This window comes from Microbulbifer guangxiensis (assembly GCF_021729075.1).
Classification (GTDB): domain Bacteria; phylum Pseudomonadota; class Gammaproteobacteria; order Pseudomonadales; family Cellvibrionaceae; genus Microbulbifer; species Microbulbifer guangxiensis.
On sequence record NZ_JAJSAQ010000003.1, the window covers coordinates 1 to 26,356 of the forward strand.

Annotated in this window: 27 protein-coding genes; 22 read left to right on the plus strand and 5 right to left on the minus strand. The window is 53.5% G+C overall.

Annotated features, from left to right (window positions below; translation table 11 throughout):
- Positions 1-181 precede the first annotated feature (181 nt).
- The 21 genes from LVD12_RS06990 to LVD12_RS07085 all read left to right on the plus strand — a co-directional run bounded on the left by LVD12_RS06990 (position 182) and on the right by LVD12_RS07085 (position 17,225).
- Positions 182-634, plus strand: a complete 453-nt coding sequence (locus tag LVD12_RS06990; RefSeq protein WP_237066866.1) for a hypothetical protein — start codon at positions 182-184, stop codon at positions 632-634.
- A 164-nt stretch (positions 635-798) separates the two neighbouring features.
- A complete protein-coding gene (locus LVD12_RS06995) occupies positions 799-1,158 on the plus strand; it encodes a DUF805 domain-containing protein (RefSeq protein ID WP_237066868.1) in 360 nt (119 codons plus the stop codon).
- A gap of 146 nt (positions 1,159-1,304) precedes the next feature.
- Positions 1,305-1,619 carry a hypothetical protein gene (locus LVD12_RS07000; protein WP_237066870.1) on the plus strand — a complete coding sequence of 105 codons (315 nt, stop codon included), beginning with the start codon at positions 1,305-1,307 and terminating at the stop codon, positions 1,617-1,619.
- Positions 1,620-2,101: 482 nt separating this feature from the next.
- Positions 2,102-2,449 (plus strand): hypothetical protein, encoded by a 348-nt coding sequence (locus LVD12_RS07005; protein WP_237066872.1) that lies wholly within the window; start codon positions 2,102-2,104, stop codon positions 2,447-2,449.
- Between the two features lie 141 nt (positions 2,450-2,590).
- Positions 2,591-2,872 carry a hypothetical protein gene (locus tag LVD12_RS07010; RefSeq protein ID WP_237066874.1) on the plus strand — a complete coding sequence of 94 codons (282 nt, stop codon included), beginning with the start codon at positions 2,591-2,593 and terminating at the stop codon, positions 2,870-2,872.
- 149 nt (positions 2,873-3,021) lie between these two features.
- The gene (locus LVD12_RS07015) at positions 3,022-3,435 is read left to right on the plus strand and encodes a hypothetical protein (protein WP_237066876.1); all 414 of its coding nucleotides are present in this window, start codon (positions 3,022-3,024) and stop codon (positions 3,433-3,435) included.
- Between the two features lie 118 nt (positions 3,436-3,553).
- Entirely contained in the window at positions 3,554-4,015 is a 462-nt protein-coding gene (locus LVD12_RS07020; protein WP_237066878.1) for a hypothetical protein, read from the plus strand.
- Between the two features lie 664 nt (positions 4,016-4,679).
- The gene (locus LVD12_RS07025; protein ID WP_237066880.1) at positions 4,680-6,230 is read left to right on the plus strand and encodes a transposase; all 1,551 of its coding nucleotides are present in this window, start codon (positions 4,680-4,682) and stop codon (positions 6,228-6,230) included.
- 768 nt (positions 6,231-6,998) lie between these two features.
- The gene (locus LVD12_RS07030) at positions 6,999-7,319 is read left to right on the plus strand and encodes a hypothetical protein (protein WP_237066882.1); all 321 of its coding nucleotides are present in this window, start codon (positions 6,999-7,001) and stop codon (positions 7,317-7,319) included.
- A gap of 426 nt (positions 7,320-7,745) precedes the next feature.
- Positions 7,746-8,231, plus strand: coding sequence for an RDD family protein (locus tag LVD12_RS07035; RefSeq protein WP_237066884.1), 486 nt, complete (start codon positions 7,746-7,748; stop codon positions 8,229-8,231).
- Between the two features lie 561 nt (positions 8,232-8,792).
- Positions 8,793-9,233 (plus strand): hypothetical protein, encoded by a 441-nt coding sequence (locus tag LVD12_RS07040; protein WP_237066886.1) that lies wholly within the window; start codon positions 8,793-8,795, stop codon positions 9,231-9,233.
- A 548-nt stretch (positions 9,234-9,781) separates the two neighbouring features.
- On the plus strand, positions 9,782-10,225 hold the full coding sequence (locus LVD12_RS16250; protein ID WP_439651333.1) for a barstar family protein: 444 nt from the start codon (positions 9,782-9,784) through the stop codon (positions 10,223-10,225).
- 165 nt (positions 10,226-10,390) lie between these two features.
- Positions 10,391-10,843 carry a hypothetical protein gene (locus tag LVD12_RS07045; RefSeq protein ID WP_237066888.1) on the plus strand — a complete coding sequence of 151 codons (453 nt, stop codon included), beginning with the start codon at positions 10,391-10,393 and terminating at the stop codon, positions 10,841-10,843.
- 60 nt (positions 10,844-10,903) lie between these two features.
- Positions 10,904-11,368: a DUF4279 domain-containing protein gene (locus tag LVD12_RS07050; protein ID WP_237066890.1), complete on the plus strand. Its 465-nt coding sequence runs from the start codon at positions 10,904-10,906 to the stop codon at positions 11,366-11,368.
- A gap of 125 nt (positions 11,369-11,493) precedes the next feature.
- Positions 11,494-11,934: a hypothetical protein gene (locus LVD12_RS07055; protein WP_237066892.1), complete on the plus strand. Its 441-nt coding sequence runs from the start codon at positions 11,494-11,496 to the stop codon at positions 11,932-11,934.
- A 69-nt stretch (positions 11,935-12,003) separates the two neighbouring features.
- On the plus strand, positions 12,004-12,540 hold the full coding sequence (locus LVD12_RS07060) for a TerB family tellurite resistance protein (RefSeq protein WP_237066894.1): 537 nt from the start codon (positions 12,004-12,006) through the stop codon (positions 12,538-12,540).
- A 135-nt stretch (positions 12,541-12,675) separates the two neighbouring features.
- Entirely contained in the window at positions 12,676-13,059 is a 384-nt protein-coding gene (locus LVD12_RS07065; protein WP_237066896.1) for a DUF805 domain-containing protein, read from the plus strand.
- A gap of 225 nt (positions 13,060-13,284) precedes the next feature.
- Positions 13,285-13,767 (plus strand): hypothetical protein, encoded by a 483-nt coding sequence (locus LVD12_RS07070; protein WP_237066899.1) that lies wholly within the window; start codon positions 13,285-13,287, stop codon positions 13,765-13,767.
- 386 nt (positions 13,768-14,153) lie between these two features.
- A complete protein-coding gene (locus tag LVD12_RS07075) occupies positions 14,154-14,606 on the plus strand; it encodes a MarR family winged helix-turn-helix transcriptional regulator (protein WP_237066900.1) in 453 nt (150 codons plus the stop codon).
- A gap of 37 nt (positions 14,607-14,643) precedes the next feature.
- Positions 14,644-15,717, plus strand: coding sequence for an HlyD family secretion protein (locus tag LVD12_RS07080; protein WP_237066902.1), 1,074 nt, complete (start codon positions 14,644-14,646; stop codon positions 15,715-15,717).
- A complete protein-coding gene (locus LVD12_RS07085; RefSeq protein ID WP_237066904.1) occupies positions 15,717-17,225 on the plus strand; it encodes a DHA2 family efflux MFS transporter permease subunit in 1,509 nt (502 codons plus the stop codon). The genes LVD12_RS07080 and LVD12_RS07085 overlap by 1 nt, the downstream gene beginning before the upstream one ends.
- 49 nt (positions 17,226-17,274) lie before the next feature.
- Here the strand turns inward: LVD12_RS07085 and LVD12_RS07090 are convergent, their stop codons facing one another.
- The 5 genes from LVD12_RS07090 to LVD12_RS07110 form a co-directional block, all read right to left on the minus strand.
- The gene (locus LVD12_RS07090) at positions 17,275-17,694 is read right to left on the minus strand and encodes a DUF2147 domain-containing protein (protein WP_237066906.1); all 420 of its coding nucleotides are present in this window, start codon (positions 17,692-17,694) and stop codon (positions 17,275-17,277) included.
- Positions 17,695-17,873: 179 nt separating this feature from the next.
- Positions 17,874-19,814 (minus strand): DUF3857 domain-containing protein, encoded by a 1,941-nt coding sequence (locus tag LVD12_RS07095; protein ID WP_237066908.1) that lies wholly within the window; start codon positions 19,812-19,814, stop codon positions 17,874-17,876.
- Positions 19,808-20,908, minus strand: a complete 1,101-nt coding sequence (locus LVD12_RS07100; protein ID WP_237066910.1) for a hypothetical protein — start codon at positions 20,906-20,908, stop codon at positions 19,808-19,810. The genes LVD12_RS07095 and LVD12_RS07100 overlap by 7 nt, the downstream gene beginning before the upstream one ends.
- Before the next feature lie 256 nt (positions 20,909-21,164).
- Complete coding sequence (locus LVD12_RS07105; protein WP_237066912.1) at positions 21,165-22,631, minus strand: protein adenylyltransferase SelO; 1,467 nt, start codon at positions 22,629-22,631, stop codon at positions 21,165-21,167.
- A 57-nt stretch (positions 22,632-22,688) separates the two neighbouring features.
- Entirely contained in the window at positions 22,689-24,173 is a 1,485-nt protein-coding gene (locus LVD12_RS07110; protein ID WP_237066914.1) for a Ppx/GppA phosphatase family protein, read from the minus strand.
- A gap of 104 nt (positions 24,174-24,277) precedes the next feature.
- Between LVD12_RS07110 and ppk1 the strand changes: the two genes are divergently transcribed.
- Positions 24,278-26,356 carry a polyphosphate kinase 1 gene (gene ppk1 / locus LVD12_RS07115; protein WP_237066916.1) on the plus strand — a complete coding sequence of 693 codons (2,079 nt, stop codon included), beginning with the start codon at positions 24,278-24,280 and terminating at the stop codon, positions 26,354-26,356.

Sequence of the window (26,356 nt, forward strand, 5' to 3'; positions counted from 1 at the left end):
CCACACCGGTAACTTGTTCGTGGCAAGTTACGGGCCTCACCTTACCGGATTTTTAGGGAATTAGGTCATACAAGCGGCTGCACCGGATAAATTTCCGCTGTCACCTTTTGTGCATAAAGCCGCACAAAAGCCGCCATCAAAAATTTACCCGGTGAGCCGGGCGTTAAGTGTAAGAGAGAATATGAAGAAATTACTATTAGGAACATTATTATTATCAGCTTTCGTTCAAGCAGAAGAAGAGAGAGTTTCTGTCTATCTGCAGTTCGAAGAGGCATACATGAGTAATGATGTTACAAAGTTTTCTCCTTGGCTCAGTGAAAGCTACAGAATAAGCCAAACGTTGCATGTGCCAGGCATGGGTTCGGATACAAGGTCTGTATCCAAAAATCAATTACTGGCGTCAATGAAGGCGGTTGGAAAACCTAGCTCATTGCCACGCTCCAAATCTGAAGATACAACTATTGAGTCCAGCGATGAAACATCCTTTTGCGGTAGTACTTCTACAATTGGAAAAACAGTAGTTGGTGGTAAAAACTACGAAGAAAAAGAAGTTCGGAAAGTTTGTTTCCAAAAGCAAGGCACTGAATACAAGGCAACATCTCATAACATAGATGTTCATTACCGTGCGCTGTAAACACTTAACAAACGCAGGCAGTATGCTACGGCCCTTCGGGCCTCCGCGGGACGCCCAACGCTATGCACCTTTTGTGCGGGTCGCTGCGCTCCCAATTTCGCACAAAAGGTGCATAGCATTGGTCGCCCCTGTTGCGGGCGTTAGAGTTTTCATGGAGGAAATTTATGAACTCACCGTACTTCAACTTGAGTGGTAAAATAAATCGAAAGTCCTATGTACTTTTCGGCGCAATCGTCCCAATCGTATTTTCAACGATTCTATTTATCACCTTAATTGCTATGTATGACATGGGCCTTGTCTTAGGCGACATTGCTGGTGAAGTTGCTGTTTATTTAATTTACGCTTTGACAGGTTTGGTAGCTTTAGCTCCAGCTGTGAAGAGGTTGCGGGATATAGGTTTAAATGGCTGGCTTGCTGTATCGGTATTTATCCCATACCTCAGCATAATCGCAATGGTGCTGCTAGTTTTTTGGCCTGGAAGACCCGAAGATAGCTCCACAACTACGAGCACTGCCAAACTCTAACAATCACGGGCAGTAAAGCTGCGGCCCTTCGGGCCTCCGCGGGACGGCTTACCTTATGTACGTTTTACGCGGGTCGCTTCGCTCCCATTTTCGCGTAAATCGCGCATAAGGTAAGCCGCCCCTGCCGTGGGCGTTATGGATCTTGAATGACGGCGATGAAAGATAGGCGTTGGCGGAGGAGGGGTCTAAATCGTAAGTTGGCTCCTAGCTCTCCTGGCTTCTTGGAGGCTGTCTTAGGGCGAAAGATATATGCCCAAAGAAAGATGATCGGAACCTCAGTCTTTGGGGTTTTTGTTTGTTTTGTGTTGTATCTCGATGTTGCTGAAAATGGATTGCTGGAAGCAAAAGGTGCAAAAGTAGGAGCTCCGATTGCCCATGCAATAGTTGCCGCGTTTATTTTGATCACTTTCTTTATGATAGTGGCAACTATCAAAGGATTACTCGATGACCGGGATCCATAACAAGCGCCGGCACAAATGCGCGCTTTGCGCTTTGGACTCGCAACAAGTTGCTCGCCTGTGCGGCGGGCGTTATGAATATGAGTAAACGACCCCGCTTGATATATATGGTCGGAATGATCCCTGTTCTCTTCGTGGTGGGCCTTCTGATTTTCCTTACGTTCGATAACCTGCTATCTAGTAGGGCTGTGTATGGCGACAAGTTTGGGAATGCATATGAGGTTGAGGGGATTGCAGCAATTTTAGTGAACCTAGGCATACTTGGGCTTATTGCTTGGCTTGGCTCTTACTTGGCGTTTCTTGTAAAGCGCAGCCCAAAGCTCATGCAGGTTCATCGAGCTCTCGGGGTCGTTAGCGGTATTTTTATAGTGGTTGGGCTGGTCTATGGGCTTTCATAACAAGCGGCAGCAAGCGGATCAAATTTCCGCTCGTTCCTCGCTCCAATTTCCCCGCTGTGCCGGGCGTTATGACTTTTAAGTAGACCTATGGCATCGAAAGGCAAAGGAAGAAGAAAGTTATTCTATGAGAGCCGCTTGTATTATTGGTATATCAAAGATGAGTATTGGCTTAGGATTTACTCAGAAGACAAGCAGTTTATCGTGCATTACGAATTGGCTGGGCCGCATCCAGTATTGGTGGTAATTGGAAGTGAATTTAAAGCTGTTTCTGACGCTGACCGCCCAATGTGGGTGGAAGCGCCCAAATTAGACCTGGAATTTGGACCAAAATTGGTTAAAGAAATAATTTCATGGTCTTTGGATCATCAAGAAGACGTAAAGGCACATTTCGATAGGCCAAAGACTTTTTTGGAAACACTGTGGAGTTTCGAGTAATTCATAACAAGCGGCTGTTATCGCTCCTGCGGAGCTGAGACGGCCTTTACGCCGCTTTGCGGCTCCAAGTTCGCCCCAAAGCCGGGCGTTAGGTTTCAATCGAGAATGAGCAGATCGCAGAGAGAAAAGTCCGAGAAGCGGTTGAAACAGCATGAATTTATTGAAGAGCTTAAGAAAGATCCAGTAGTGCTGCCTGTCCATGTTTTAGAAGATCTACTAGGAACTATTTGTGCTAAATATGGCTGCTGTCTTTCGTCGAAAGATTATTTGAGTATCCTAGAGAATCCACCGGGTGATCCTGATACGTTAGTACGAATGATTATGGAGCTTGATTATGGTGGATCGGAAGATGAGGAAATCTATAACATCCTTTTCAGCTATGTATATAAAACGTACGCCGGAGCTCAGCGGCCCAAAACCTAACAATCACGGGCAGTGAAGCTACGGCCCTTCGGGCCTCGGCGGGACGGCTTACCTTATGCACGTTTTGCGCGGTCGCTTCGCTCCCATTTTCGCGCAAATCGCGCACAAGGTAATCCGCCCCTGCCGTGGGCGTTATGCATCTAAGTGCCATGGATAAACTACTAAAAGAAACTCTAGAGTGTATAGCTTTAGAAAATGAGGAATACGATAAAAGCTACGATTTAGTAGGCCAAATCGTAGAGTCTTGTGGAGAAGACGGCTTAACAAACCGTTTATACAGCGAAATCGACTCAACTGTTCCGTGGAAAGTGGTTGCTGATTTATATAGCATATTAATATGGTCAACATCAGATAATGGAGCAGCTATATCCAGGGAAACTGAAAAATGGATCATTGAGTGTAGTGACGAGCGAAAAATATCGATTGCACTTCATTTGGATACATATCCATTCTTAGATTTAAAAGAGATGGTAGACCAGCTAAATGCGGTAGCTGAAAAGTTTCCTAGGCTAAAAGATAAATGTAATTATTTGATAACATCAAGAATCGAGAGCAATGCATAACAAGTTACTCCAGCTGACGTTTTGGTCTACGCTCCGTTTTGGCGTGGCTTCGCCACTGTACGCCAAAACTCCTCTTCAACCAAAACGCCGCTGAGTAAAGCGTTATACGTTTAAAATTATGAAACATATTTTCGGCGTTTTTGCTTCTTTGTTGTCTCTAGTCGCTCTTGCTGATGGCCAATACGAATATTCTAAATGCTGGGATGCAATGAACGAAAAAGACTATGTAAAGGCAGTGAACTGGTGCACTCTCAGCGCTGAACGCGGCTTTGATGGCGCGTTACTGGCACTAGGTCACCTGCATCTAGCTGGTGAAACTAAGGATTTACACAAAGCTGAGCACTGGTATCTGCGGTATGCTCGCTCAGGCTACGAAGGGTATGGATATGGTTTCGCAATGCTTGGCAGCGTGGCTATGGAGCTTGGAGATAAAGTTAGCGCGTACAAGTGGTACTATCTTTGCTCTAAGTCAGATTATGCTGGCTGCCAAACTGATCTCATAAAGTTGAAGAGCGAGTTAAGTGGCTCGGATATTGATAATGCGACTAAGCAGGCTAAAGAGTGGTCGCTTGCCGAGTAACCTATAACAATCGGCTGTTGTCGCCCCGTTGGGACTGGGACGGCCTTTCCGCGGCTGCGCCGTTGCAAGTCCGCTCCAAAGCCGGGCGTTATAAATTTCTGAGGTAGAGAGAAAATATCGTGCTGGGAAAGCTAAATGCATTGAGTGTTTATGTATCATGGTTGGCAATACTGTCGTTCTTTGCATGGCTTGCGTATGCAAAAATGTATCTGCCAGAAGGCGCGAGCATATTTCCATTGATTTTGATTGTTGGTGTATTCGGAGCATCAGTGCTTACTCATCTGGTTTTAGCATTCTTCGTCCGATGTCCATATTGTAGAAAGTGCTTAACCGTTCAGGGCTTTAATCATCCGCATCCGGCAACCACTGGAGGTTGGGGCAAAGTAGTCGCTGTTTGGTTTAGCGGAGAAGTTCAGTGCATTCATTGTGGTGGCACTGTGAATACACACAATTTATAACAATCGCAGGCAGGATGCTCCGGTCCTTCGGGCCTCCGCGGGACGCCCAACGCTATGCACATTTTGTGCGGTCGCTGCGCTCCCAGTTTCGCACAAAATGTGCATAGCATTGGTCGCCCCTGCTGCGGGCGTTCTGGTTGTAGAAAAATCCTGTAAACCCAGTGTTTTTTGGTAGAGTTGGCGGATCATAAAACGGGATCTCCGCCATGCCCAACTTCAAGCGGTACAACTACAACCAAGACGTGATGGTTGTGGTCAATTTCGAAGAACAGTTGCACCCTGGCACCTTCGAATTTACCCTCCATCACCTCATCGACAACCATATCGATCTCTCCGCCTTCTACGACAAGTACCGGAATGATACCGGCGGCCGCTCGGCCTACGATCCGGCGATTTTGCTCAAGATCATCCTGTTTGCATACTCCAAGGGCATTACTTCCAGCCGCGAGATCCAGTGGCAGTGCGAGCACAACATTATCTTCAAGGCGCTGTCCTGTGACTCGGTGCCGCACAGTATTGCCAGCTTTGTCAGCAGCTATCCCGATGCGATAGAGGCGATATTTGAGCAGGTACTGATGGTCTGTGATCAGCAGGGACTGCTGGGTAATGAGCTGTTTGCGATCGATGGCTGCAAGATGTCTTCGAATGCCAGCAAGGAGCACTCGGGTACCTTCAAGGAACTGGAGGCGAAGCGGACAAAGATCCGCAAGAAGATCCAGCACTGCCTGAAAGAGCATAAGAAGCTCGATGGCCGCAAACCCGCTGAGCGCGAGCGTAAGCAGCGTCTGGCACAGGCCACCGAAACCCTCCAGAAACACTTCGACAAGATCGATCAGTTCCTAAAGACGGCAGCCCCAAGGATGGGGCAAGGCAAACAACCAAAAGAAGTCAAAAGTAATATCACCGACAACGAGTCGGCCAAGATGACCACCAGCAAGGGCACCATCCAGGGCTACAACGGTGTTGCGGCGGTGGACAAGAAGCACCAGATCATTGTCGAGGCCCAGGCATTCGGTGAGGGGCAGGAACACCATACTTTAAAGCCTGTACTTGACGGGCTCACCGTCCGCTATCGCAAAGCCGGGATTTACAACAACATTCTTGCGGAGCAGGTCATCGTTACCGCCGATACCGGGTTCTCCAATGAAGCCAACAACGAGTATCTGAAGGTTGAAGGCATCAATGCCTTTATCCCCGACAATCAGTTTCGCTCCCGGGACAAAGCCTTCGCCAGACAAAAAGAGAAGCACGGCAAGCGCCACCGCGATACGTTGGTTGGCGTGAAGCAGGTAATTCCCGCGAGCGAATTCCAGTTCGACAAGCGTCGGAAGACCTGTGTCTGTCCAGCGGGCAAAGAGCTACTTCTCTATAGAGAGGAGCGAGTGAGCGAGGGCAAGCGTAAACTCTTCTTTGAAGGTCGCCTGACAGACTGCCGTCACTGCCACCTGAAACACCAGTGCATGCGCAACCCCAGTTCTGCCGATACCCGTGATGGACATGGGCGCCAGGTATCCACTACCTGGACCAATGGGCGCACGGCGACCGACTGGATGAAAAAGCGGGTGGATAGTCTCGAGGGCAAGACAATTTACAGCCACAGAATGTCAGTGGTGGAGCCCGTCTTCGGGAACATTGGTACGAACAAGCGCTTGAACCGCTTCTCTCTGCGTGGCAAAGAGAAGGTTCAGGGGCAGTGGCGACTCTTTTGCTTGATACACAACATCGAGAAGTTGATGAGATATGGGGCGATTCACTGATTCACAGAGATATCCACACTCGTCTGCGTGAAAATCAGCACGATGACGTTGAATGAGTGATTATGTAAAATGGATGTGGTTAAATCTTGGTCAGGCAAATCATTAAGAATAGAGCCAGCGAATTATCAGGTGGTAAATCTGTTTTTCTACAGGCTCGTTATGAGTCAATATGGCTAAGTACGTAAGGTTGCGGCCGTTTACGGACATAGACGTCTGTGAATGCGAGCAAATTGATAGGCTACTACTTGTCTATATGCAGACGGATAATCCTATAAATTGCTTCAAGTGCCGGAAAGAAGTAGATCCTGAACGCTTAAACCTTTCCGCGAGAATGGCGGATGATATCGCGAGCTGTTTTAGAGTGTTCGGTGCGCTTTATGAGCTTTGGTTAGATTCTGGTGAATACGAGAACTATGCAAAGGAGAGGTTGCTAGATCGTACTGGCCAAGTAAACCTTACAGGGATGAAGCTTGCTTCAGAGCTTACGAGTAGTTGGCCTACTTACTATTGGTGGTTCTATGATACAGAGGATGGAGAGCCATCATCCTGCCCAAACTGTGGAGAACAACTGAACGAAAATGTGTATTGGGGCACTGGACGTTGTGACGCGTGTCATGTGGTGGTATGAAACTCATAACAAGCAGCGGCAGGGCGACAGCCAACACTACGCACCTTTTGTGTTCCTCGCTGGCGCTCAAACATTAACACAAAAGGCGCTTCGCGCGGGCTGCGCCTGCGCTGGGCGTTATCTCTGAAGAGCGCATTTGGATGAGTTTGCCCAATAAAGGTACACGACCAATAGATATTAGTGGTTCAAAATGCCGCTGGGTTCTAAGTGAAAACGATTCGCTTCCTTATGCAAAGCTAATTGTTCAGGGTTTTGGTGGTGCACTTACAGTAAGAGTTACAAGAGAAGTTGATGGTTTTTACTGGCTTTGGGATGAACCGGGAAATTCGAGCGTAGGGCCAATGACTCCAAGTTGGGTCAAAGAAATCTCGATGATGGCCAAGAAAAATGGCTGGGATCCAGAAGGCGGAGAATCATTTGAGTTCCAGTTAGAAAATAGGGGGCTAATTAGTTGCAGCTAGATTAATCAAAGATAACAAACGGCTGTTATCGCCCCTGCGGGGCTGGGACGGCCTTTCCGCTGCTTCGCAGCTACAAGTCCGCCCCAAAACCGGGCGTTATTGCCTGCCTCCATTGCTGCAGGGCCGAAATATAATGCCTGGTCTCCTATTGGCGGGAGATCCCTCTTGAGTCATTGACTTTCCAGCATCCCGAAATATGCTCAATTGCCAACGATCGAACCAGCCGACTTAAGCCACCGCTACTTATTTCAGGTAGATTTCCAATCGGTCTCTCGCAAGCCACTGAATGTAATGAATTTTTTGGGGCGCGAAGGGCTTGGCTCAGGAAGTAGTGGCCATGCAGATATAAAGCCTATGGCATTTAAATAAACTGTTAGGCTTTAGCGGTACATGGATGTATTTCAATAATCAAAAAAGGAACCCCAGATGGCAACTTCCGTAGATACCTTAGATGCAGGAGAGAATTTTGAACTGGCCACAGCTAATCGACGAATTGTTGCGCGCTGGTTAGACCTGGTAATACTTGGAAACATTGGTTCTTTTTTGCTTGGGTTTTTGTGGGTTCTTTTTGGCGGTGAAATCTCTGATGAGTTTACAGATAGTTTACTGTTCAGTGCGCTTCTAGGCTTTTTCGCTATGATGCTGCTAGATGCACCATGCACAAAAATCTGGGGGCGTACACCAGGAAAAATGTTGCTTGGCCTTCGTGTGATTTCCAGCAACGAGGAAGATATATCTTGGGGTAGGGCATGGAAACGCGCGCTTTTAGTTTGGGTTAGGGGGTTGTCGTTCGGTATACCTTTACTCTTCCTGCTCACGTCAGCAGTAGCCATGAGGAAAGTAGTGAAAACTGGCCTGTCTAGTTGGGACTCCTCTGCATGTACAAAGGTGGTTCGGCGGGTTCCAGCCTAACAAGCACTAGTAGAAGCGCTCCGGCCCTTCGGCTCTCTGCGGGACGACCAGGGCTTGGCACCTTTTGCGCGGTCGCTTTGTTACCATTTCTGCGCAAAATGCGCACAAGGCAAGCTGCACCTGCTGGCGGCTTTAGGCGATGAGAACACAATGAAGCCATTTCGATGGAATATCACAAAGAGAGAGCAGCTGGGTCGCTTGCTCGATATTGATTCAGAGACTGCATATTCTGGCTATCTCGAGCATATTGCTGATTGTGCTTCGCTAATTGTGTCAAGGTCCGCAGGCAAAAAAATAATCTTTGTAGGTCGCTCTCCCGAAAATATTTATGACTATCTATCTGGAGTTTTTCAGGAGACGAGCTTTGAGTAAAATATTGATTTACTCAATATCTCTAATCGTTTCCGAGAAATTGATGATATAGAAAGAGAGATTCCCATAGCCTACCGAGCATTAAAAAGTCATTTTAGTGAGTTGAGAATTTCGCCAGAGCAAATTATTTCTAACCCAAATGGTGTGTGTTTCTCAGACCTCGTAGATTCTGGCGGTACATTTGAGGGATTGTTTGAGTTTCTAAAAAAATGGGCACAAGAAGAGAGGCAGGATCTTCCTTCTATCGTTCGCAAGCTTAGCTTTATAGGGATCACCTGGAGAGCAAAGAATAGTCCTAATACGTGGCGCTGGCAGCAGAAAGCGAATTGGATCGAAAAATACCCGAAGATAACAGTTAAAAATGTATCGGTTCCAGGCAGGCTCTGGGATTATTTGGGTAATCTCCAGTTTAAAGTGGCAAAAACCAATTATCCGGAACGATGGGGCAGTGAAGAAATAATGTCGCCGCCGAGAGAGGAAAGAAACTTAAAGGCGCTTAAGCAGGCCCATCAGATTTACTCGGTTGGTTTAAGTCAAAAGAGAGAATTCGCCGAAAAGCTTTCATTGACCCAAGAGTTTAAAGAAGGTTGGCTCAGGAGCCTGACACAAGAACTAAAGGGAATCGCCTAGCAATATGCGGCGGCCGACGTCATACCTTATGCGTTTTTCGTGCAGTCACTACGCCCCTGGTTTCACGCAAAAAACACACAAGGCAAGCCGCCGCTGCGCACGGCATTAATTGTCCAGAGAAGCATGCTTACGAGATATTGGTTTGAAACGAAGTATGGGTATGGGTTGGGAGTGACGGCATACTCCCTGGGCGACGCTGAAAGAATTTCCAGAGCATCAGGACTTGCTATGAGCTACGAGCCGGATTTCACAAGATTCATAGAGAATGTTGATATCCGAACTCTCGATCAAGGGCATGTAATACCGAATATGGGTGTTTGCGTCGTTCGAGGGATATGGTGGCCTGATATCGGGTGTTTAGTGAAGTCTTAGTGGGGCACTTTTGCAGAATTGGGTGTGACAGTTAACGAGTCAAAGCATGTCGGCGTGCCTTCGACGGCCTCTTTTCGAGGCGCTGGGCGGTAATAATGCGAAATGTTAAGTTTCCACCAAAAGCGCTGAATCAGTGGGTCGACCTGGACTCCAGATAGAAGTAAAAATGGCTCCGATTGGCCTGCAGAAGGTGGTTTCATGATACATGCCATAGTTGCATACCAAAACAGGGCCGCATTGTAGAGATCCCTGGTGAGTTGATTCGTAGTGCATTGGATTTCTATTGCTCAATTGGAGAGGCAGTCAATGGCCCTGGCGGATACTTCGGGTCGGAATTCCACAGTTTTGATGACTGCCTTTTTGGCGGATTTGGATTGGAGGCTCCGTACGAAATTGTATGGAGAAACTCCGAAATTTCTAAGCGGCATCTAGGGAGCGATGTACTATTCTGCTGGGCCAACGAAAAAATGGAGCCAGACAATGAAGAGTGGGCCAGGGAAGTAAGGGAATGCTGGGCAGCTAATAACGAAACATTTTTTAATCTATTGCTAGACGCAATGACAAGCGTATCCCAGAGGTTTTTGGCACGTGGACATGAGATTAAAGTAACGCTGGCCTAGAGTGCGGTGGCCTAGAGTGCCGACGGACTAGAGTGGCGGCTTGAAATCGGCTGTAATCGCCCCTCGGGGCTGGGGCAGCCTTCCGGCCGCATTGCGGCTCCCAGTCCACCCCAAAGAGTGGCGTCAGCTGTTTTGGAGAGTGCGAAGATGAGGATCGGTAATGCAATGGAGTATATTGAGATCGAACCGGAAAGGTCATCATATGCTTCCGAGGTTAAATTGGACGTAACGCTAAATATCAAGGATTTTCGCGGATCCTACGGTGGTGTGTACGTGTCGCAGCAGGAGCTGAATCGTTTTATTGACTCGTTATATGCTTTAGAGGATAGGCGGCAGGGTGCTGCAAGATTTTGCAGCAGAGGTCCAGATGAGCTGTTATTTGAATACCGACAGCCAGATTACGCCGCACATGCTGAGGGCGATCCACAGCTGTTATTTGAGATAAGGTCTACTGATACTATTGGGCATATGGCAATAGAAGCACAGTTGCATCGTTATTACTTTGGCGAGAGCTCTAGTAATCCAGTGTATTTGAAAGGTTGCTTTGATGTCGGACCAGAAGTGATTTCCGAACTGATTCTGTTGTTCCATGAAGCTGAGAAACTAATCAACAGCTGACAAGACAAAGTAAGCCAAGGCGCAATAGCATGCGTGTGTTTGGAAGGTTAGGAGCCCATTATGGATGATGACGTGGTTGTGCCAATGTGGAAGTATCGGCCTCATGCGTTTGTCGGTGGTCCAGTTGACAGATTTACTATTTCCCTAATTTTCGGCAGTGAGGAGCTAGACCCAGCAGTCTTAACTGAAAAATTCGGAATTTCCCCGACAGAGTCACTATGCGTGGGTGAGAAAAGGAGGCGGAAAAGCTCACCAAGTAAGATAGGAGTCTGGGAGTACGAGATTAACGGAGTCCAACCCATAAAGATCAATGACACTCTGCTCGAGTTGATTAAGTTATTTGATCCAGTAAAGGAAAAGATCAGAGAGGTTGCAGGGGAGTACAACGGGAGCATCTCCATTGGGATTTTCCTGGAAGCCTGGAATCGTAGCTGTGGACTTGATAGTGAAGTCTTGGGGTGGCTGTCAGAAGCTGGTCTGCCCCTGGATCTTGATATATATGGCCACCTAGATCTGGATGACTAGGGTTATGAGGGATACCCCTTACGAGCGGCTGTCGCCGTCGGGAACGACTCGGCTGAGTTCGCCTAAGCTACGCTTCAGCCACCCGTAAATCGCCCACCGGACGTAATCACTGGGAGAGGTAAAGCATGAGCCTAAAAAAGCAGGCACTATATGTGCCGTCATGGCACCAGGATTTCATGAAAAAGCAGCCGTTCATTGCATTTCTTTCAGTTTTATTTTTATCTGCCTGCGAAGATAAGCGTAAGAGCGAATTCATCATTGCTGATGTACCCATGATCGTTGGCATGTTTGGAGATTACTATGGCAATCACGTACTGGTTGTTGGTCATATGCACAAGCCGTCACGAGGTGACGTGCTTGAATTGATCCCGTCTAGAGAACATGAAAACCTAAAGCCACCAGCTAATGTGTTGAGGTTGTTACTTTTTCCCGATGAAAAAATCAGGAGTAGCAGTGTGGGCTCTGAAATGCAGGGTTGTATTGGAAAAATGACTTATTTCTCAGGAAGGGTGGATGTTTTTTCGGGTCTCCCGACAATAAAACAAATCCGAGAGGTTTCATATTAAAAGTTCAAAAAGAGTTAAGGCAAGTTTTCCCTGCCGGCGGCATTATTGCTAAATAAGGAAAGTTAAAGCATGCACATAATAATAGTAATACTTACAGCCTTAGCTGGTCTCATTTGGGCGCTGGTACGGTTGCAGGACTCTGGCGTCAATCTTAATTCCTTCAACCCCTTTTTCTGGCTCCGTAGGCATAAGTGGGAAAAGAAGCTTGGCACCAAGCCAATGCACCAGCTTGAAAGACCATTGGAAGCGGCTGGACTTTTGCTTGTTTCGGTGGCAAAAGCAGAGGGGGAAATAACCCGTGAACTGAAGGGCTATGTGGTTAAGCTGTTTAAATCTGAGTTTAAGCTGGATGAGCCTCGTGCTGCAGAATTGTTTAATAGTTCAAGCTATATGTTGAGTGAGGCTGGGATCATGGAGGCTGAAGTAAAGAATATATTGGCGCCTTCAAAACGCTTATTTACAGAGAGCCAGGTTCAGTCCTTATTGCATATGCTCAATGAAGTTGCCTGTGCTGAGGGTGATGTATCCGAGGCTCAAAGGGCAATTATAGCCGCTGTAGAAGCAGAGCTGATTGCGAAGCAGATTCCTTCAGGGCAGTGGGGCTAGATGTAATAGTGAATGAATGGTAACCCCTCAAGCTTTGCTTCACTTTCGTGCTTGTATGCTGAGCTCGAAAATTACTGTCAAGCGGGGTGATTGCATCGCGCGCCATATTCAGGCGTCAATATAAGGAGGCTGGTTATGCTTTGGAGGTCATATTTTTCGGTTTCTGGAAGGATGCCAAGAAGGTGGTTTCTGCTTTTCGGTGTTTTGACCTGGTTTTTAGTGATTCTTTTAGGCGTGAATTATGCGCTGTCGAAATCTGAATCTGTTGTCAACGGCGAAGTGTCGCAAGAAGAAATTTACTGGATTATCTATCTCACTGGTGTTTTAGCATATTTGGCGCTTCTTGCGCCGGCCATAAAGCGATTTCATGACATCGGTTGGTCTGGTTGGTTTTTCTTACTTTTATTTGTTCTAATAATTAAAATCCCAGTAGCACTCCTGTTGGTGTTCATGCCAGGTTCTAAGGGGGATAACGACTATGGAGTTAATCCTCGATATCGGGTGCAAGCTGCTGCGTAATTACCCTGTAGCGCAATCATTGTGCTTCAATCAGAGCATCAGGAGACGCTTGGTGAGAGTGCATTTAAACAAGTCAGGGGAGGCCGGTATGTTAGTGTGCAGACTCCAGCTGTCGCGTTGCGCAAGGCGCCATTGTCTCAATGATGTTTTAGGGGGGCGTGTGGGCGATGCACTGGACGTGCCCGAAAACAGTCAATACAACTCTGCCTACATAAGGAAATAGACATGGATGAGGTGGTCTCAAAGGAAACGGTTCGAAGCGAGTCGGGTGGGTTTCACAGGGAGACGCTAATAGGGATATTTTTTCTTCTGGTATTTCTGTCTCATTTGGCGCTCATTACCGGTTTCGTGGGAGAGGTCGACGCTATCCCAGTCAAACAGCTGGTTCTCATGGGGGTATCATTTTGGGCAGCGATTGGATACCTGTTTGGTCTCGGTTTTTCGCGGGCAGCGGCAATACTATATTTGACGTGGCGTTGTATTACATTTTTGATCGGCTTAGCTATGGTTGGGCCGGTCTCTGGTGTATTAATTGCGTTAGTTGTTTACATCTCCATGCTTTTTGTCGTTTGGCGGAGTCCAGCCAAGATGGGGGATGCCGCGCGGGGTGTATCAGAGGCGCGATTAAAAGGTGTTTCGCTATTGGTCGTCATCTTTAGTTGTGTTTGGGTTGTTCAGACGACATTGGCTGTATTGATGGCCAAATGATGACTGACTACAGATGGTAGGGCGAGGTCTTTTCTTCTGGCCTTACCGGCTTTCAATTAATTGCTTGCTTTGTGCTCTTCTGGCGCGGCTCCTTGTGCTGCAAGTTTGACCTTTATCTCTCTGCAGCAGTGGTAGAAGATGTTCTTCCGTGCACCTCGCCAGCCGCACGTCTTGTGGTCCGCCGGGCCTGGACCTATTTTCCCAAGAGTCCGATTGACGCATAGCCACTTTCAGGCAGATCCTCAACCGCTACCCCTCTCCAATCGTCCCGCGGGCCAGCCATCTCATGGCGATTAAGCCAGTTGACTGATATCTGTGCCCATTTGCTCAACTTGCACCCTTTATAAGCATGCTTATAATACGCGCCCTCATAAAAAGGGGGGCCTATGGGTACCGATAAACAGCCTGAACAGCCGGTCTACGAGTCCGCGGCAGCGATGAGCTTTGAGCTCCACAGCGCTGCGCACCTGCTGCGGCGCAATTTTGACCGGCTGGCCAAAGCCCATGGCCTGAGCCGTTCCCGCTGGCAGGTCCTCTGGCACCTGGCGCGGGAGCAGGGGCAGAAACAGGCGGAGCTGGCCGAGCGGATGGACGTGGCCCCTATCAGCCTGGCGCGGCAGCTGGACAAGCTGCAGGAAGAGGGGCTGGTGGAGCGGCGCCAGGACCCCGCTGACCGGCGCTGCTTCCGTATTTACCTGACCGAGGCGGCCAAGCCGGCGCTGGAAGTCCTGCGCGGACTGGCAAAGGAGACCCGCGCCAGGGCTCTGGAGGGGTTTTCGCTGGCGGAAGTGGAGCAGCTACAGGGGTTGCTGGGCAGACTGCGGGAGAACCTCGCCTGAGGCGGGGTTACCTGACTGAATCATTAGGGGTGAGCAAGTGGTAGAACAACTGGCAACGCTGCCGGCACGCAAGATTGGGTTCTGCGCAGGGATCGTTGTGGCCCTGGCCGTTTTGGCCTGGGCCCTGTTCGGCGGTGGCAGCAGCGTCGAGACTGACAACGCCTACGTGAAGGCAGATAAGGTGTCGCTGTCACCGGAGGTCAGCGGCGTGGTGGCCGAGGTGGCCGTGCGTGCGAACCAGCAGGTGATGAAGGGTGACCTTCTGGTACAGCTGGACGAGACGCCGTACCAGCTGGCAGTGGCAGAAGCCGAGGCGCATCTGGCGCAGGTGCGCAATCAGCTGCTGGCACGGCGGGCAGAGTTCAGCGAATCCGCAGCCGCACTGGAGCAGGCGCGCAAGGATGCGGACTATCACCGCCGCCAGCTGAGCCGCAGCGAGAAACTGGGCCGTGTGGCGCTCTCTGAGGCAGAGCTGGACGACGCGCGCCAGCAGCTGGATCGTGCCTTGGCGCAGATCGCCATCAATACCGAAAAGCTGGCCAGCCTCCGCGCCGAGCTCGGCGGTAACCCGGAGCTGCCGCTGGAAGAGCAGGCGGATTTGAAAGTGGCCCAGGCCAAGCTGGACAAGGCCCGCTACCAGCTGTCCCGCGCGCGCATCGTGGCGCCGATGGATGGCGTCATCGCCAACGATATTCCACAACCCGGTGAGATGGCCCGCGCCGGTGTCGGCCTGATCAGCATGCTGGGCACCGATGGGCTGTGGGTAGAAGCGAATCTCAAGGAGACCGAGCTGGCCAATATCCAGGCCGGTCAACAGGCGGAAGTGGTACTGGATGCCTATCCGGGGTTCCGATGGCAGGCCCAGGTGGATAGTGTCAGCCCGGCCAGTGGCAGCGAGTTCGCGTTGATTCCGCCGCAGAACGCCAGCGGTAACTGGGTGAAGGTGGTACAGCGGGTACCGGTGCGCCTGCGACTGCTGCCGGCGAAGGAAGCGCCCACACTGCGTGCAGGCATGAGTGCCCATGTGCGCATCGATACCAGTGAAGACGCGAAGCTGGTCTCAGCCCGTGCTGCGGGCAGTGTCGATGGCGGCCGGGTGGTATTGTTCTGATGCACGCGGCGCAGCCGGTGAGCCCCGCGCGCCGGCAGATGATTACCGCCAGTATCATGCTGGCCACGGTGATCCAGGTTCTCGACACCACCATCGCCAATGTGGCGCTGCCCCATATGCAGGGCAGCCTCGGTGCCGGCCGTGATCAGATCACCTGGGTGCTGACCTCCTATATCGTCGCCGCGGCGATTATGACCCTGCCGGTAGGCTACCTGTCCCAGCGTTTCGGCCGTCGGCGCCTGTTCCTGTGGTCCGTGGCGGGCTTTACCGTCACCTCCATGCTGTGCGGCCAGGCCGGCAGCCTCAATGAAATGATCCTGTGGCGCGTGTTGCAGGGCGTGTTCGGTGCAGCCCTGGTGCCCCTGTCCCAGGCGACCCTGCTGGATGCCTACCCCCGCGAGCGCCACGCCTCGGCCATGAGCATCTGGGGCATGGGCGTTATGCTCGGGCCCATCCTCGGTCCGACGCTCGGCGGCTGGCTGACTGAATACTACTCCTGGCGCTGGGTGTTCTATATCAACCTGCCGCTGGGGATCTTGTCGTTTGTGGGTATTTACTTATACCTGCCGACCGATGAAACCCGGAAGACGCGCTTCGATGCCCTCGGCTTCGGCCTGATCGCGCTGGCGGTCGGCGCGCTGCAGATGCTCCTGGATCGTGGTGAGCAGGTTCACTGGTTCGAATCCCTCGAGATCCAGCTGTATGCCATTGCCTCGGCGCTGGGGCTGTGGCTGTTCCTGGTGCACTCGTTTACCAGTCGGGAGCCGTTCCTGACGCCGGCGCTGTTCCGGGACCGCAACTATGTCTCCGGACTGGTGTTCATTTTCGTGGTGGGGATCATCCTGCTGGCCACCCTGGCACTGCTGCCTTCCTATCTGCAGCAGTGGAAGGGGTACCCGGTGGTGACTACCGGCCTGGTGCTGATGCCACGCGGCATCGGGGTAATGCTCGGTATGATGCTGGTAGGGCGCCTGTTGCGCCGGGTCGACGGCCGTGTGCTGGTGATCATCGGTATGCTGCTGGTCAGCCTGTCGCTGCAGGTCATGGCGGGCTTCAACCTGCAGGTAAGCCAGTCGACACTGATCTGGACCGGTGCCCTGCAGGGGCTGGGGCTGGGGCTGGTTTTCGTGCCTATCTCCACCCTGGCCTATGCGACCCTGCCCGCCGCTTTGCGCGGCGAGGCGACTGCACTGTTTAGCCTGTCCCGCAACCTGGGGAGCAGTATCGGGGTTTCCATCGTCATGGCTCTGTTGACCCGCAACCTGTGGATCAACCAGCAGCAGCTGGGTGAGCGCCTGGTGCTGCCGGATCACCTGTTGCCCGGGCAGCACCTGGATGCAGAGACCCTGGCGGCGCTGCCGGGTGCGCTGGTGCAGGAGGTATCGCGCCAGGCGGCCGAGATTGCCTATGTGAACGATTTCCAGATGCTGATGTGGGTGAGTCTGGCGGCGATTCCGCTGGTATTCCTGCTCGCGAATCCGGGGGGAGAGGAGGAAGCGGCAGCCTGAGATGGCCGCCGCCGGCAGGGCTATTCAATCGTGTGGATGGGGGCTCGCTTCAGTTGACCCGGTACCAGGTCTGGGTGCGGTAGAAGAAACCCAGGTAGCCGCGCACCATCAGGCGGTCCTTGCCCTCGAGCCAGAACTTGCAGTCGTACACCTTCCCCTTGTTCGGGTCCAGAATCTGGCCGCCTTCGTATACATCACCGTTTTTCACCATGCCGGTGACCACGTCCATGCCCACGATGGGCTGGCCCTTGCGGGGCCCCGGGCACTTGTCGCAGACAGTGTCATCGGGCTTCATCAGCAGATCCACGACCCGCCCGTAATATTTGCCGCCCTTCTGGTAGATCTCGACGATCGACTTGGGTTGCCCTGTCTCATCGTCGATGGTGCGCCATTTGCCCAGTACATCAGCGGCACTGGCCTGTACGGCGAACAGCAGGCAGCAGGCTGCCAGCAGCAGATTTCTCATCATGGTGCATGCCCCTTTAAGGATGTGACCCGGACCTTATACCAGGTCACTGAGTAAAGAAGGAATCTTGTTTTAGTGTAGCCTCTGGCGGCGATTGCATTGTTGCCGGGGAGCGCGCCAGAGGAGGGTGGATGCCTCCCCTCCGATTCGGTCCGGGAGGCCCGCCAGCGCGGGCCGGGGCATCACGGCTGTGAATTCTTCTGCGCCAGGAACTGAATGTTGGTTTCCCGCCTGAGAAGGGAGAGAAACTCATTGAAATCCTCAATTTCGTTTGCCGGCACGAACTGGGCCGGAATCTGCAGCGAGGACCTGACCGTCAGCTTCGAATCGGCAGTTTTCTCCAGCAGTCTCTTCAGAGAGCCATACTTGTGCTCCAGCTCCAGTGTCGCTCCGGGGAAAGAGAGCTTCCAGAGGGTTCCCAGGTCAAAATGAAAACTGGAGTTCACCTTCAGGCCGGGGAAGTCATAGCCGTAGTGAACATTCTCGACCTTCATGCTACGCAGCTCACTGTTCATCCAGGCGTCCTGTTCCTGGTAGGTGAGAGCAGAGTTCTTATCCAGGAACGGGTCGAAAGTCGCCTCGGAGTGAATTTCCAGCTCACTGGTCATGGGCTCGATACCGACGAAGCGGAATTCGGGCTGTGCCCTGTCGGAGACGGTCATCGAGTACTCCTGCCGGGCCCACTGCGCGAGCTCCTCCTCCGATTTCGCGGCCAGCGCATTGCGCATCAGGCCAGCGTACTCACCTGAGTACACACGGGAGTTCTCTTCCCGCTGACCGCCCTTCGAATCGAAGGCAATGGTCGTACTGGATTCCATCCGCCAGCGGTATTTGTGTTTGGGGATGGCAATCGGGCTTGCCTCCTCGATCAGCGGCAGGGCCGCACTGCCCTGAATCCAGGGAGAGATCGTCTCCCAGTCCGTGGAAGCATCAGTGGCATCCATACAGAAGCGCTGCTCTGACGAGGTGCTGCAGACAACCATATGATCGAAATAGGCCAGGGAGGGCATGGCCAGCTTTTCGGGGCGTTTGCGTTCCGTCGCGACCAGAACCGGGATGGGTTTCAGGTCCAGCCGTTCGAGCAGGGCAATCAGCAGAGCAGATTTATCCTTGCAGTCACCGTAGCGGTTCGCGGCGGTCAGGGCGGCCGAGTGGGGAGTGTACTGGTGACCCAGCTCTGACATGGAGTTGTAGCGAATATCCCGGGCGGTGAATTCATGGATGGCCGCGATCTTTTCGCTCAGGGTCTCCTTATCATGGGTGATTTCTTCGAAGAGCCGGTCGAGCGCATCGGAATCCGAGATGGCGGCCCGGACTTTGCGGTTGATGATTCCTGCAATGTCAGACCAGCTCCGGTCACCCTCGGTAACAATGACCGGGTCCTGCTGGTCCAACCAGTAAACGGCGGGATCCTTTTTCAGAGCGGGGATCTTTTCGGCGGAGCAGGTAAACCCGTTGTCATGCTCGACACAGTCAACACTGGCACCACCGTTGTAAAACTGGATGTTGGTGTCGCCGGAGTGAGTGACCTGCAGCTGGTAATCCCGGGTCTCCACCAGCTTCTGGTTGAAGAAAAGGTCTGACCAGGGGATCTCCATGGTGGTTTTGTCGAGGGTGATCTCGTACTCGAGAATACTCATGCCCCCGACTTGCAGGCCCGGTATGGCGATCACGGCGTGTTTGATATCGGAGAAGGTGTTGTAGTTGTCCGGGTCGATGATCTGCAGCGAATCAGGTTGGAACGGGACCGTGGCACCGGAACTGGCCAGAGAGAGCGCGGACTTGAGTCGCAGGGTTTCATTGGCCTGGTTGAAGGACACGATCTCGTTACCCGTACTCTGTATGGAAGAGGCGTTAGGGTAGTACCAGATGGACTGTATCCTCGACGTCACTGTCTCTTTATCAATATGGGTATGATTCCGGTAGTAGATATGGGTCAGTTCATCCGGAAGGGAACTCTGCTCCAGGATTCCCTCGGCGATGGCAATGAGTTCCGGATTGGCCTGGTTTTCCCACAGGACACCGGTGGCCAGTTGCCGCGATTCTGCTGCCAGCGCGCTGGCAGTCAGGCCAGTGCTGAGACCGAGCGCATAAAGAAGGGTGGTCAGGTTGCTTTTTACCATTGTGATCTGAACTCCTTCTCGAATGCCAGAAAGTCGTTGACACCGCGGTGAAAGCTGAGCTTTGCCGCGGAGTACTCCCCGTACAGCTCAAAATAGCCCTGGTCGGTCTCTATGGTTCTACTGAGAATCTGGTAGGGATCGCCGAAGTAATCACCGGTGCATTTGACTGTGGAGTTGACGCCCAGATTGTTGGTCGCGAAGCTGCGGCTTTCGTCGCACTCGGCACCGGTAAGAGAAGCCTGCGCCTGGCTCACACGAAATGAGGAGATATCATCGAGGTCTGAATCAAATCCATGGTGAAACACCAGGATGTAGGTGGCCGTATTGTGTCCCTCGAGTTCAATGATGGCGTCGCCATCGGAATGTGATCCTACCTCAACCTGCTTCCAGCCCCTCGATAAAATGTTGATGGATACCGGGTAGCCATCCTCCATCACCACGTCGCCAATTTTCAGCTCCTTGATGACCTCGCCACCGAACAGCTGCTTCTCAAAACCGATGAATATCAATATGGCAAAAGCCACAGGCATCAGGACGATGACGGTGAGCCATTCAAGAACAGTAAATGAAGACTTGCCCTTTTTGCGCGCAGCCACATCACTGAGTTGCTTGCGAATCCGGTTGACGCGCTGGTGGAGGACGGCGAACAGCACGCAGGAGAGTGCGTAGGCAAACACGAACAGAGCCGGTAAGAAGCCGAACTTGTCGTTGAGGTTGAAGTAGAACGTCAGCGCACACATACCGAGCACCCACAGGGCTGCCCAGGATTTCCATGGGTTGCTGAGTCCGAGGCGCTCTTCTGCTTTTTCCAGTCCGCTGAGCAGTGCCGGGTAGGCAAACAGCTGGGCGAGGAAAACGAATGGGACAAAGACCCACAACCACGGGGTGTAAGTCTGCCTGGTGAGGGATTTCAGTTCCCTGGTGAGGCGGAACAGGTAAAGCGAGAAATATAGGCCGAATGTGCAGAAATATAGTGGTACTTCCCAGGCTATTGATCTTTCAACCCGGGTTTCCACTTCGCTCAGTGGTGATTCAACCTTGGATTCCTCTGGCGAGGCCAGGGCTTCACCCCCGGTCCATTGGTCTGTGCTCATGGCTCCTTGCCCCCTGATTATTGAATTTATTGTCTGGCGCTCTCAGGCCCCCGCCGGTTCAGGTTTGACCAGCAGGTTTCAGTTATAGCACTTATTGTTTTCTCCTGGCCGGGAAATCCACGTCTCGGACTTTTTATGGCGAAGAGATGTGGTTTTTTGTGCCATTTTTTTCAGACACTTAAAGAGATGTTTGCCGGCATTAGCGCTTCGTCATCAAATGGCAAGCAGGTGGCCGGCTGGTAATGGAGTGCCGTTTTCACGAAGAGCAGCTGATCGGCATATGTTTGCCGGACTCCGGCGGTGCTGCCGCCCAGGTTTCGTGATCCGGGTGCTCGTCGAAGGGGGTCTGCAGGAGCGTGAACAGGGTGCGCAACGGTCGGTAGTCGCCATTCTCTGCCTCTTCGATGACCCGCTGTGCCAGGTAATTGCGCAACATGAACTTGGGGTTGGCTGTCAGCATGGCGCGGTTGCGGCTGCGGGAATCGCCGCCGTCACGGGCCAGGCGCTGGTCATAGTGGTTCAGCCACTCTTCGAGGGCACTGTGCTGCGCGGTTGGCAGTAGCTCCTGCAGTGCCGCCGCCGGGCGCTCCCCGCGGTAATGCGCCAGGGCGCGAAAAAACAGGGTGTAATCGGCGCGACCATCGGCGAGCAGTTGCAGCAGGTCGGCACAGAGTTGCTGGTCACCGTCTTCCGGCTGCTGCAGTCCCAGTTTGGCACGCATCCGCGTGGCGTAGGCCTCGACTAATCGTGGCTGGAATTCCTCCAGGCAGTCGCGCAGTGTTTCCGTGCTGACAAAGGCCGACAGTGCATGGGCCAGGGCGTTGAGGTTCCACAGCACTACGCCCGGTTGTTGTTCGAACGCGTAGCGGCCGGTGTGATCCGAGTGATTGCAGATGAACTCGGGCTCGTAGTCGTCGAGAAAACCGTAGGGGCCAAAGTCGAAGGTATCACCGATGATCGACATGTTGTCGGTGTTGAGCACGCCGTGGGCAAATCCCACCGCCTGCCAGGCGGCGACCAGCTCGGCGTTGCGGGCGACGGTGAAGTGCAGCAGGGCTTCGGCCTGTTCCGCCACTGCCAGCTGCTCGGCTTCCGGCAGGAAACGTGTGCAGACATGGCCGATCAGCTTCTGCAGTGCCTCCAGCTGGCGGGTGTAAAAGAAATACTCGAAGTGACCGAAGCGCACATGGCTCTCTGCCACGCGGATCAGCATGGCTCCCGATTCGATGCGTTCGCGGGTCACCGGTTCATCGCTGCCGACGATACACAGTGCGCGGGTCGTGCGGATGCCCAGCCCGTGCAGGGCCTCGCCGGCCAGGTATTCGCGGATGGTGGAGCGCAGCACCGCACGGCCGTCGCCAAAGCGGGAGTAGGGTGTCTTGCCCGCGCCTTTCAGGTGCAGTTCCCAGCTGCGTCCATCGTGATCCAGTTCGCCGAGGAGAAGCGCACGGCCATCGCCCAGTTCCGGGTTGTAGACGCCAAACTGGTGGCCGGTGTATTTCATGGCGAAGGGGCGGCTGCCCGGCAGTAATTGTGCACCGCAGCCAATCTCTGCCCAGGCGGGATTATCCGCCTCACTGACGTCGATACCGAGTTGTGCCAGCACCGCCGGATTGACATGAATCAGTCGGGGATGCTCGAAAGGCGTCGGCGAAGTGGGTGTACCGAAGGCCTCACCGAGACTGGCGTAGTGGTGGCTTAGGGAAACGTTGCTGAGCTTCATATCTTTTCATTGTAGGGGGCGGGGACAGTGGCCGGCCAGCCTGCAGCCTGCCGGGTATCAGGGTGTTTCGAGTTTGAGTGGCTGGGGCTGGTCTTTCCAATGCTCCACCTCCTGATAGAGCAGGTCCTCGATGGCAGGGTGCTGGTCCAGCCACGCTTGGGGAATATGCAGACCGAAACTGCTTTTCTTCGCTTCCAGCTGCCATTCATCGATATCGCGGTCGGTATGGTCCCGGTGGGCAATGCAGGCCAGGCGCAGGCAGAGCAGCAGGTTGGGGTCGGGGCGGAATCCATAATGTTCCCGGGGTGGCTTGATACGGCCGCGCTGGTTATAGATCAGGTGCGCCAGGTGCTCCTGTTCACTCCGGCTGAAGCCGGCCAGGTCGGCATTCTCGACCATATAGGCGCCGAGCTTGCGAAAGGCACTGTGCGACAGGGCGAGGCCGATCTCGTGCAGGTCGGCAGCCCAGCGCAGCCGCTGTACCATGGCACGGGGCGCCTCCCCCAGCACCCGTGAGAGCAGGATCGTGGCGGTATCGCCGACCCGGCGGGCCTGGGCGGTATCGATCTGGCCGCCCTCCACCAGCGCGGCGACGGTGTCGGCGCGGCGATCGCCACCATGCAGGCGCCCGGCCAGATCGTGGACGATGCCCTCGCGGATTGCATAGGGCGATACAGCCATTTCCTTGATGTCCAGCTCACAGAAAATCCCATGTAGCACCGCCAGGCCGGCAGCGAACACAGGGCGACGTTCCTCTTCGAGGCCCTTGAGATCGAGGTCATCCATATGTTTGGCGGAGGCAACCTGCTCTGCCAGGCGGTCGATGGCCTTTCTGTCGATCGGACCCAGCTCGCCGTCGTTCAGCACCCGGGCAACGGACTTGATCGTGCCCGATGCACCCACCACCTCGACGCCATCTGCCATATGCTGCAGGCCCTGCAGTTCCGCCCGCGCGGCGCGGCGAGCGCGCTCGAAATGGTTGGTTTTCTTGTCGCGAATGACGCCGTCCGGGAAGAACCGACGGGCGTAAGACACGCAGCCCATAAACAGGCTGTCCAGTTTGGCGGGTTTTTCTTCCCCGCGCACCAGTTCGGTGGAGCCGCCGCCGATGTCGATCACACAGCGGGCCCGGGGCGGGCCGTCACCGGCGGCGAGCACGCCACTGAAAATCAGCCGCGCCTCCTCGATACCGCTGATGATTTCAATCGGCACCCCGAGGATCTCCTCTGCCCGTTCCAGGAAGCCGTCCGCATTGGCTGCCGCCCGCAGGGTGTTGGTGCCGACTACGCGGACATGGTCGCCGGGCAGCCCGGTCAGTACCGGGCGGAAGCGCACCAGTGCCTCCAGGGCACGCTCCGCCACCGCCGGATCCAGGTTGCGTTGCTCATCCAACCCCGCGGCCAGGCGTACCATGGCCTTGTCGGTATGCAGGCGCACCATACGCTGGTTGCGAAATTCCGCCAGCAGCAGGTGGAAACTGTTTGAGCCGAGATCCAGTGCTGCATAGCGTTCCGTGTCTTGCACCTGTTTCCACCCTGTCATGAAAGATTCATCTGAATGTAGCAATATGCCCTACTATTTAGACCAAAAGCGCCCGGGCCCGTTGCCGGCATTCCGGGCCGGATCCATGCCAAAGCAGTATAACCATGGCCGATAATACGCCCCTGTATCCCAAAGAGCTAAGCTGGCTGTCTTTCAACGAGCGCGTACTGCAGGAGGTCGAGGACGAGTCGGTCCCGATCATCGAGCGCGTGCGCTTCCTCGGTATTTTTTCCAGCAACCTGGATGAGTTTTTCCGCGTGCGCGTGGCTGATGTACGGCGCGTGGCCACCTTTGCCAAAGGTGAGGAAAAAAAGGAGCACTTTGCCGAATTGCTCGACCGTATCAACGAGCGGGTATTGCGACTGCAGCGCCGTTCTTTTGCCGCCTACACCCAGGTGCTGTCCGATCTCGACAAACACCATATCCACCTGGTCAACGAAACCCAGCTGACAGCCCGGCAGCGGCAGTTCGTGGAAAACTATTTCCACAGTGAAGTGCTGCCGGAGCTGGAGCCCTTCTTTATTGATGACCGTGACACCATGCCGCTGCTGAACGAAGCAAGCATTTACTTTGCCATTTACCTGCAGCTGGAAGATGGCGGCGAGCGCTTTGCGGCGATGGAGATTCCCACCGATACACTGCCGCGCTTTATGGTGATACCGCCGCGAGAGGGCAAGCAGGAGAAGGTCTACATCGTTCTCGACAATATCATCCGTGCCTGCCTGGCGGAGGTGTTCCGCAATGTATTGCCGATCGCCAGGGCGGAAGCGTACATGTTCAAGATCAGCCGGGATGCGGAGCTGGAACTGGGCGAGGGGATCACGCAGAACATTGTCGACCGTGTTGCGAAATCCCTGAAGAAGCGTAAGCAGGCGGATCCCGTGCGCATGGCCCACGATGCCGCCATGCCGGAAGTGCTGCTCAACCTGGTCAAGAAAAAGCTCAAAATGGGCCGTTTCGACAGTTATACGCCCGGCGGCCGCTACCATAATTCCAAGGACTTCATGCGTTTCCCGGCGGATTCCGCCAGGCACCGCTACCGGCCGCTGAAGCCGATCCCGACCCTGCCGGAGAGCGAGAGCATCTTCAACCAGCTGCGCGCCGGCGACCAGTTGCTGTATTACCCCTATCACGATTTCCGCGCAATCACCAACTTCCTCATTTCCGCCGCCATCGATCCCGCAGTGCGGGAAATTCGCATCAACCTCTACCGGGTGGCAAAAAACTCCCGTGTGGTGGCGGCCCTGGTCAATGCGGTGCGCAACAACAAGAAAGTGGTGGCGGTTGTGGAGCTGCAGGCCCGCTTCGACGAGCAGGCCAACATCCACTGGTCTAACGAGTTGCAGGATGCGGGAGTGGAGGTGATCTACGGAGTGCCGGGGCTAAAGGTACACTGCAAGCTGATCTCGATCCTGCGGGAGGAAGACGGCGAGGTGCGTTATTACAGCCACTTTGGCACCGGCAATTTCAATGAGAGTACCGCGCGTGTCTACTGTGATTTCAGCCTGCTCACCAGCGATCAGGGGTTGGGCCGCGATGCGTTCAATGTCTTCCAGTTCCTGCAGCAGCCGCACCTGCGCCCGGACTATCAGAATATCGCCGTCTCCCCCTATACCAACCGTCCAGCTCTACTGCAGGCCATCGACCGGGAGATCGAGGCCGCCCGGGACGGTCAGCGCGCTGAATTGTTTTTCAAGTGCAACAACCTGGTGGATGAGGAGGTGGTCGAGCGGCTCTACCAGGCCGGCAGGGCCGGAGTCCAGGTGCGCATCATCGTGCGCAGTATGTGTTCGCTGGTGAGCGATGTGTCCGAAAATATCCGGGTCATCAGTCTGGTGGACAAGTTCCTGGAACACGCGCGGGTCTATATCTTCCACAACCGTGGCGAGGAACAGATCTGGCTGTCGTCAGCCGACCTGATGACCCGTAACCTGGATCACCGGGTAGAGGTGACTTTCCCGCTCACCGATGAGCGCCATCGGCAGACGGTGAAAAAAATCATGGAAACGCAGTGGTGTGACAACCAGAAGGCGCGGGTGCTGGATGCAGACCAGAGCAATACCCGCATTGCTGATTTCTGTGGAAAGGGTGACAAGGGCTGCCGCGCCCAGGATGCCATTTACCGCTACCTCAAGCGCCGGGCTGCAGAACTGGCCCCAGCGCAAACCGAAGAAGTCGGGTGA

Excerpts from the sequence above, each read along its gene's own strand:
- LVD12_RS06990 (WP_237066866.1), top strand. The coding sequence starts at position 182 with ATGAAGAAATTACTATTAGGAACATTATTATTATCAGCTTTCGTTCAA.
- LVD12_RS06995 (WP_237066868.1), top strand. The coding sequence starts at position 799 with ATGAACTCACCGTACTTCAACTTGAGTGGTAAAATAAATCGAAAGTCC.
- LVD12_RS07000 (WP_237066870.1), top strand. The coding sequence starts at position 1,305 with ATGACGGCGATGAAAGATAGGCGTTGGCGGAGGAGGGGTCTAAATCGT.
- LVD12_RS07005 (WP_237066872.1), top strand. The coding sequence starts at position 2,102 with ATGGCATCGAAAGGCAAAGGAAGAAGAAAGTTATTCTATGAGAGCCGC.
- LVD12_RS07015 (WP_237066876.1), top strand. The coding sequence starts at position 3,022 with ATGGATAAACTACTAAAAGAAACTCTAGAGTGTATAGCTTTAGAAAAT.
- LVD12_RS07020 (WP_237066878.1), top strand. The coding sequence starts at position 3,554 with ATGAAACATATTTTCGGCGTTTTTGCTTCTTTGTTGTCTCTAGTCGCT.
- LVD12_RS07025 (WP_237066880.1), top strand. The coding sequence starts at position 4,680 with ATGCCCAACTTCAAGCGGTACAACTACAACCAAGACGTGATGGTTGTG.
- LVD12_RS07030 (WP_237066882.1), top strand. The coding sequence starts at position 6,999 with ATGAGTTTGCCCAATAAAGGTACACGACCAATAGATATTAGTGGTTCA.
- LVD12_RS07035 (WP_237066884.1), top strand. The coding sequence starts at position 7,746 with ATGGCAACTTCCGTAGATACCTTAGATGCAGGAGAGAATTTTGAACTG.
- LVD12_RS07045 (WP_237066888.1), top strand. The coding sequence starts at position 10,391 with ATGGAGTATATTGAGATCGAACCGGAAAGGTCATCATATGCTTCCGAG.
- LVD12_RS07050 (WP_237066890.1), top strand. The coding sequence starts at position 10,904 with ATGGATGATGACGTGGTTGTGCCAATGTGGAAGTATCGGCCTCATGCG.
- LVD12_RS07055 (WP_237066892.1), top strand. The coding sequence starts at position 11,494 with ATGAGCCTAAAAAAGCAGGCACTATATGTGCCGTCATGGCACCAGGAT.
- LVD12_RS07060 (WP_237066894.1), top strand. The coding sequence starts at position 12,004 with ATGCACATAATAATAGTAATACTTACAGCCTTAGCTGGTCTCATTTGG.
- LVD12_RS07065 (WP_237066896.1), top strand. The coding sequence starts at position 12,676 with ATGCTTTGGAGGTCATATTTTTCGGTTTCTGGAAGGATGCCAAGAAGG.
- LVD12_RS07070 (WP_237066899.1), top strand. The coding sequence starts at position 13,285 with ATGGATGAGGTGGTCTCAAAGGAAACGGTTCGAAGCGAGTCGGGTGGG.
- LVD12_RS07075 (WP_237066900.1), top strand. The coding sequence starts at position 14,154 with ATGGGTACCGATAAACAGCCTGAACAGCCGGTCTACGAGTCCGCGGCA.
- LVD12_RS07085 (WP_237066904.1), top strand. The coding sequence starts at position 15,717 with ATGCACGCGGCGCAGCCGGTGAGCCCCGCGCGCCGGCAGATGATTACC.
- LVD12_RS07090 (WP_237066906.1), bottom strand. The coding sequence starts at position 17,694 with ATGATGAGAAATCTGCTGCTGGCAGCCTGCTGCCTGCTGTTCGCCGTA.
- LVD12_RS07095 (WP_237066908.1), bottom strand. The coding sequence starts at position 19,814 with ATGGTAAAAAGCAACCTGACCACCCTTCTTTATGCGCTCGGTCTCAGC.
- LVD12_RS07100 (WP_237066910.1), bottom strand. The coding sequence starts at position 20,908 with ATGAGCACAGACCAATGGACCGGGGGTGAAGCCCTGGCCTCGCCAGAG.
- LVD12_RS07105 (WP_237066912.1), bottom strand. The coding sequence starts at position 22,631 with ATGAAGCTCAGCAACGTTTCCCTAAGCCACCACTACGCCAGTCTCGGT.
- LVD12_RS07110 (WP_237066914.1), bottom strand. The coding sequence starts at position 24,173 with ATGACAGGGTGGAAACAGGTGCAAGACACGGAACGCTATGCAGCACTG.
- ppk1 (WP_237066916.1), top strand. The coding sequence starts at position 24,278 with ATGGCCGATAATACGCCCCTGTATCCCAAAGAGCTAAGCTGGCTGTCT.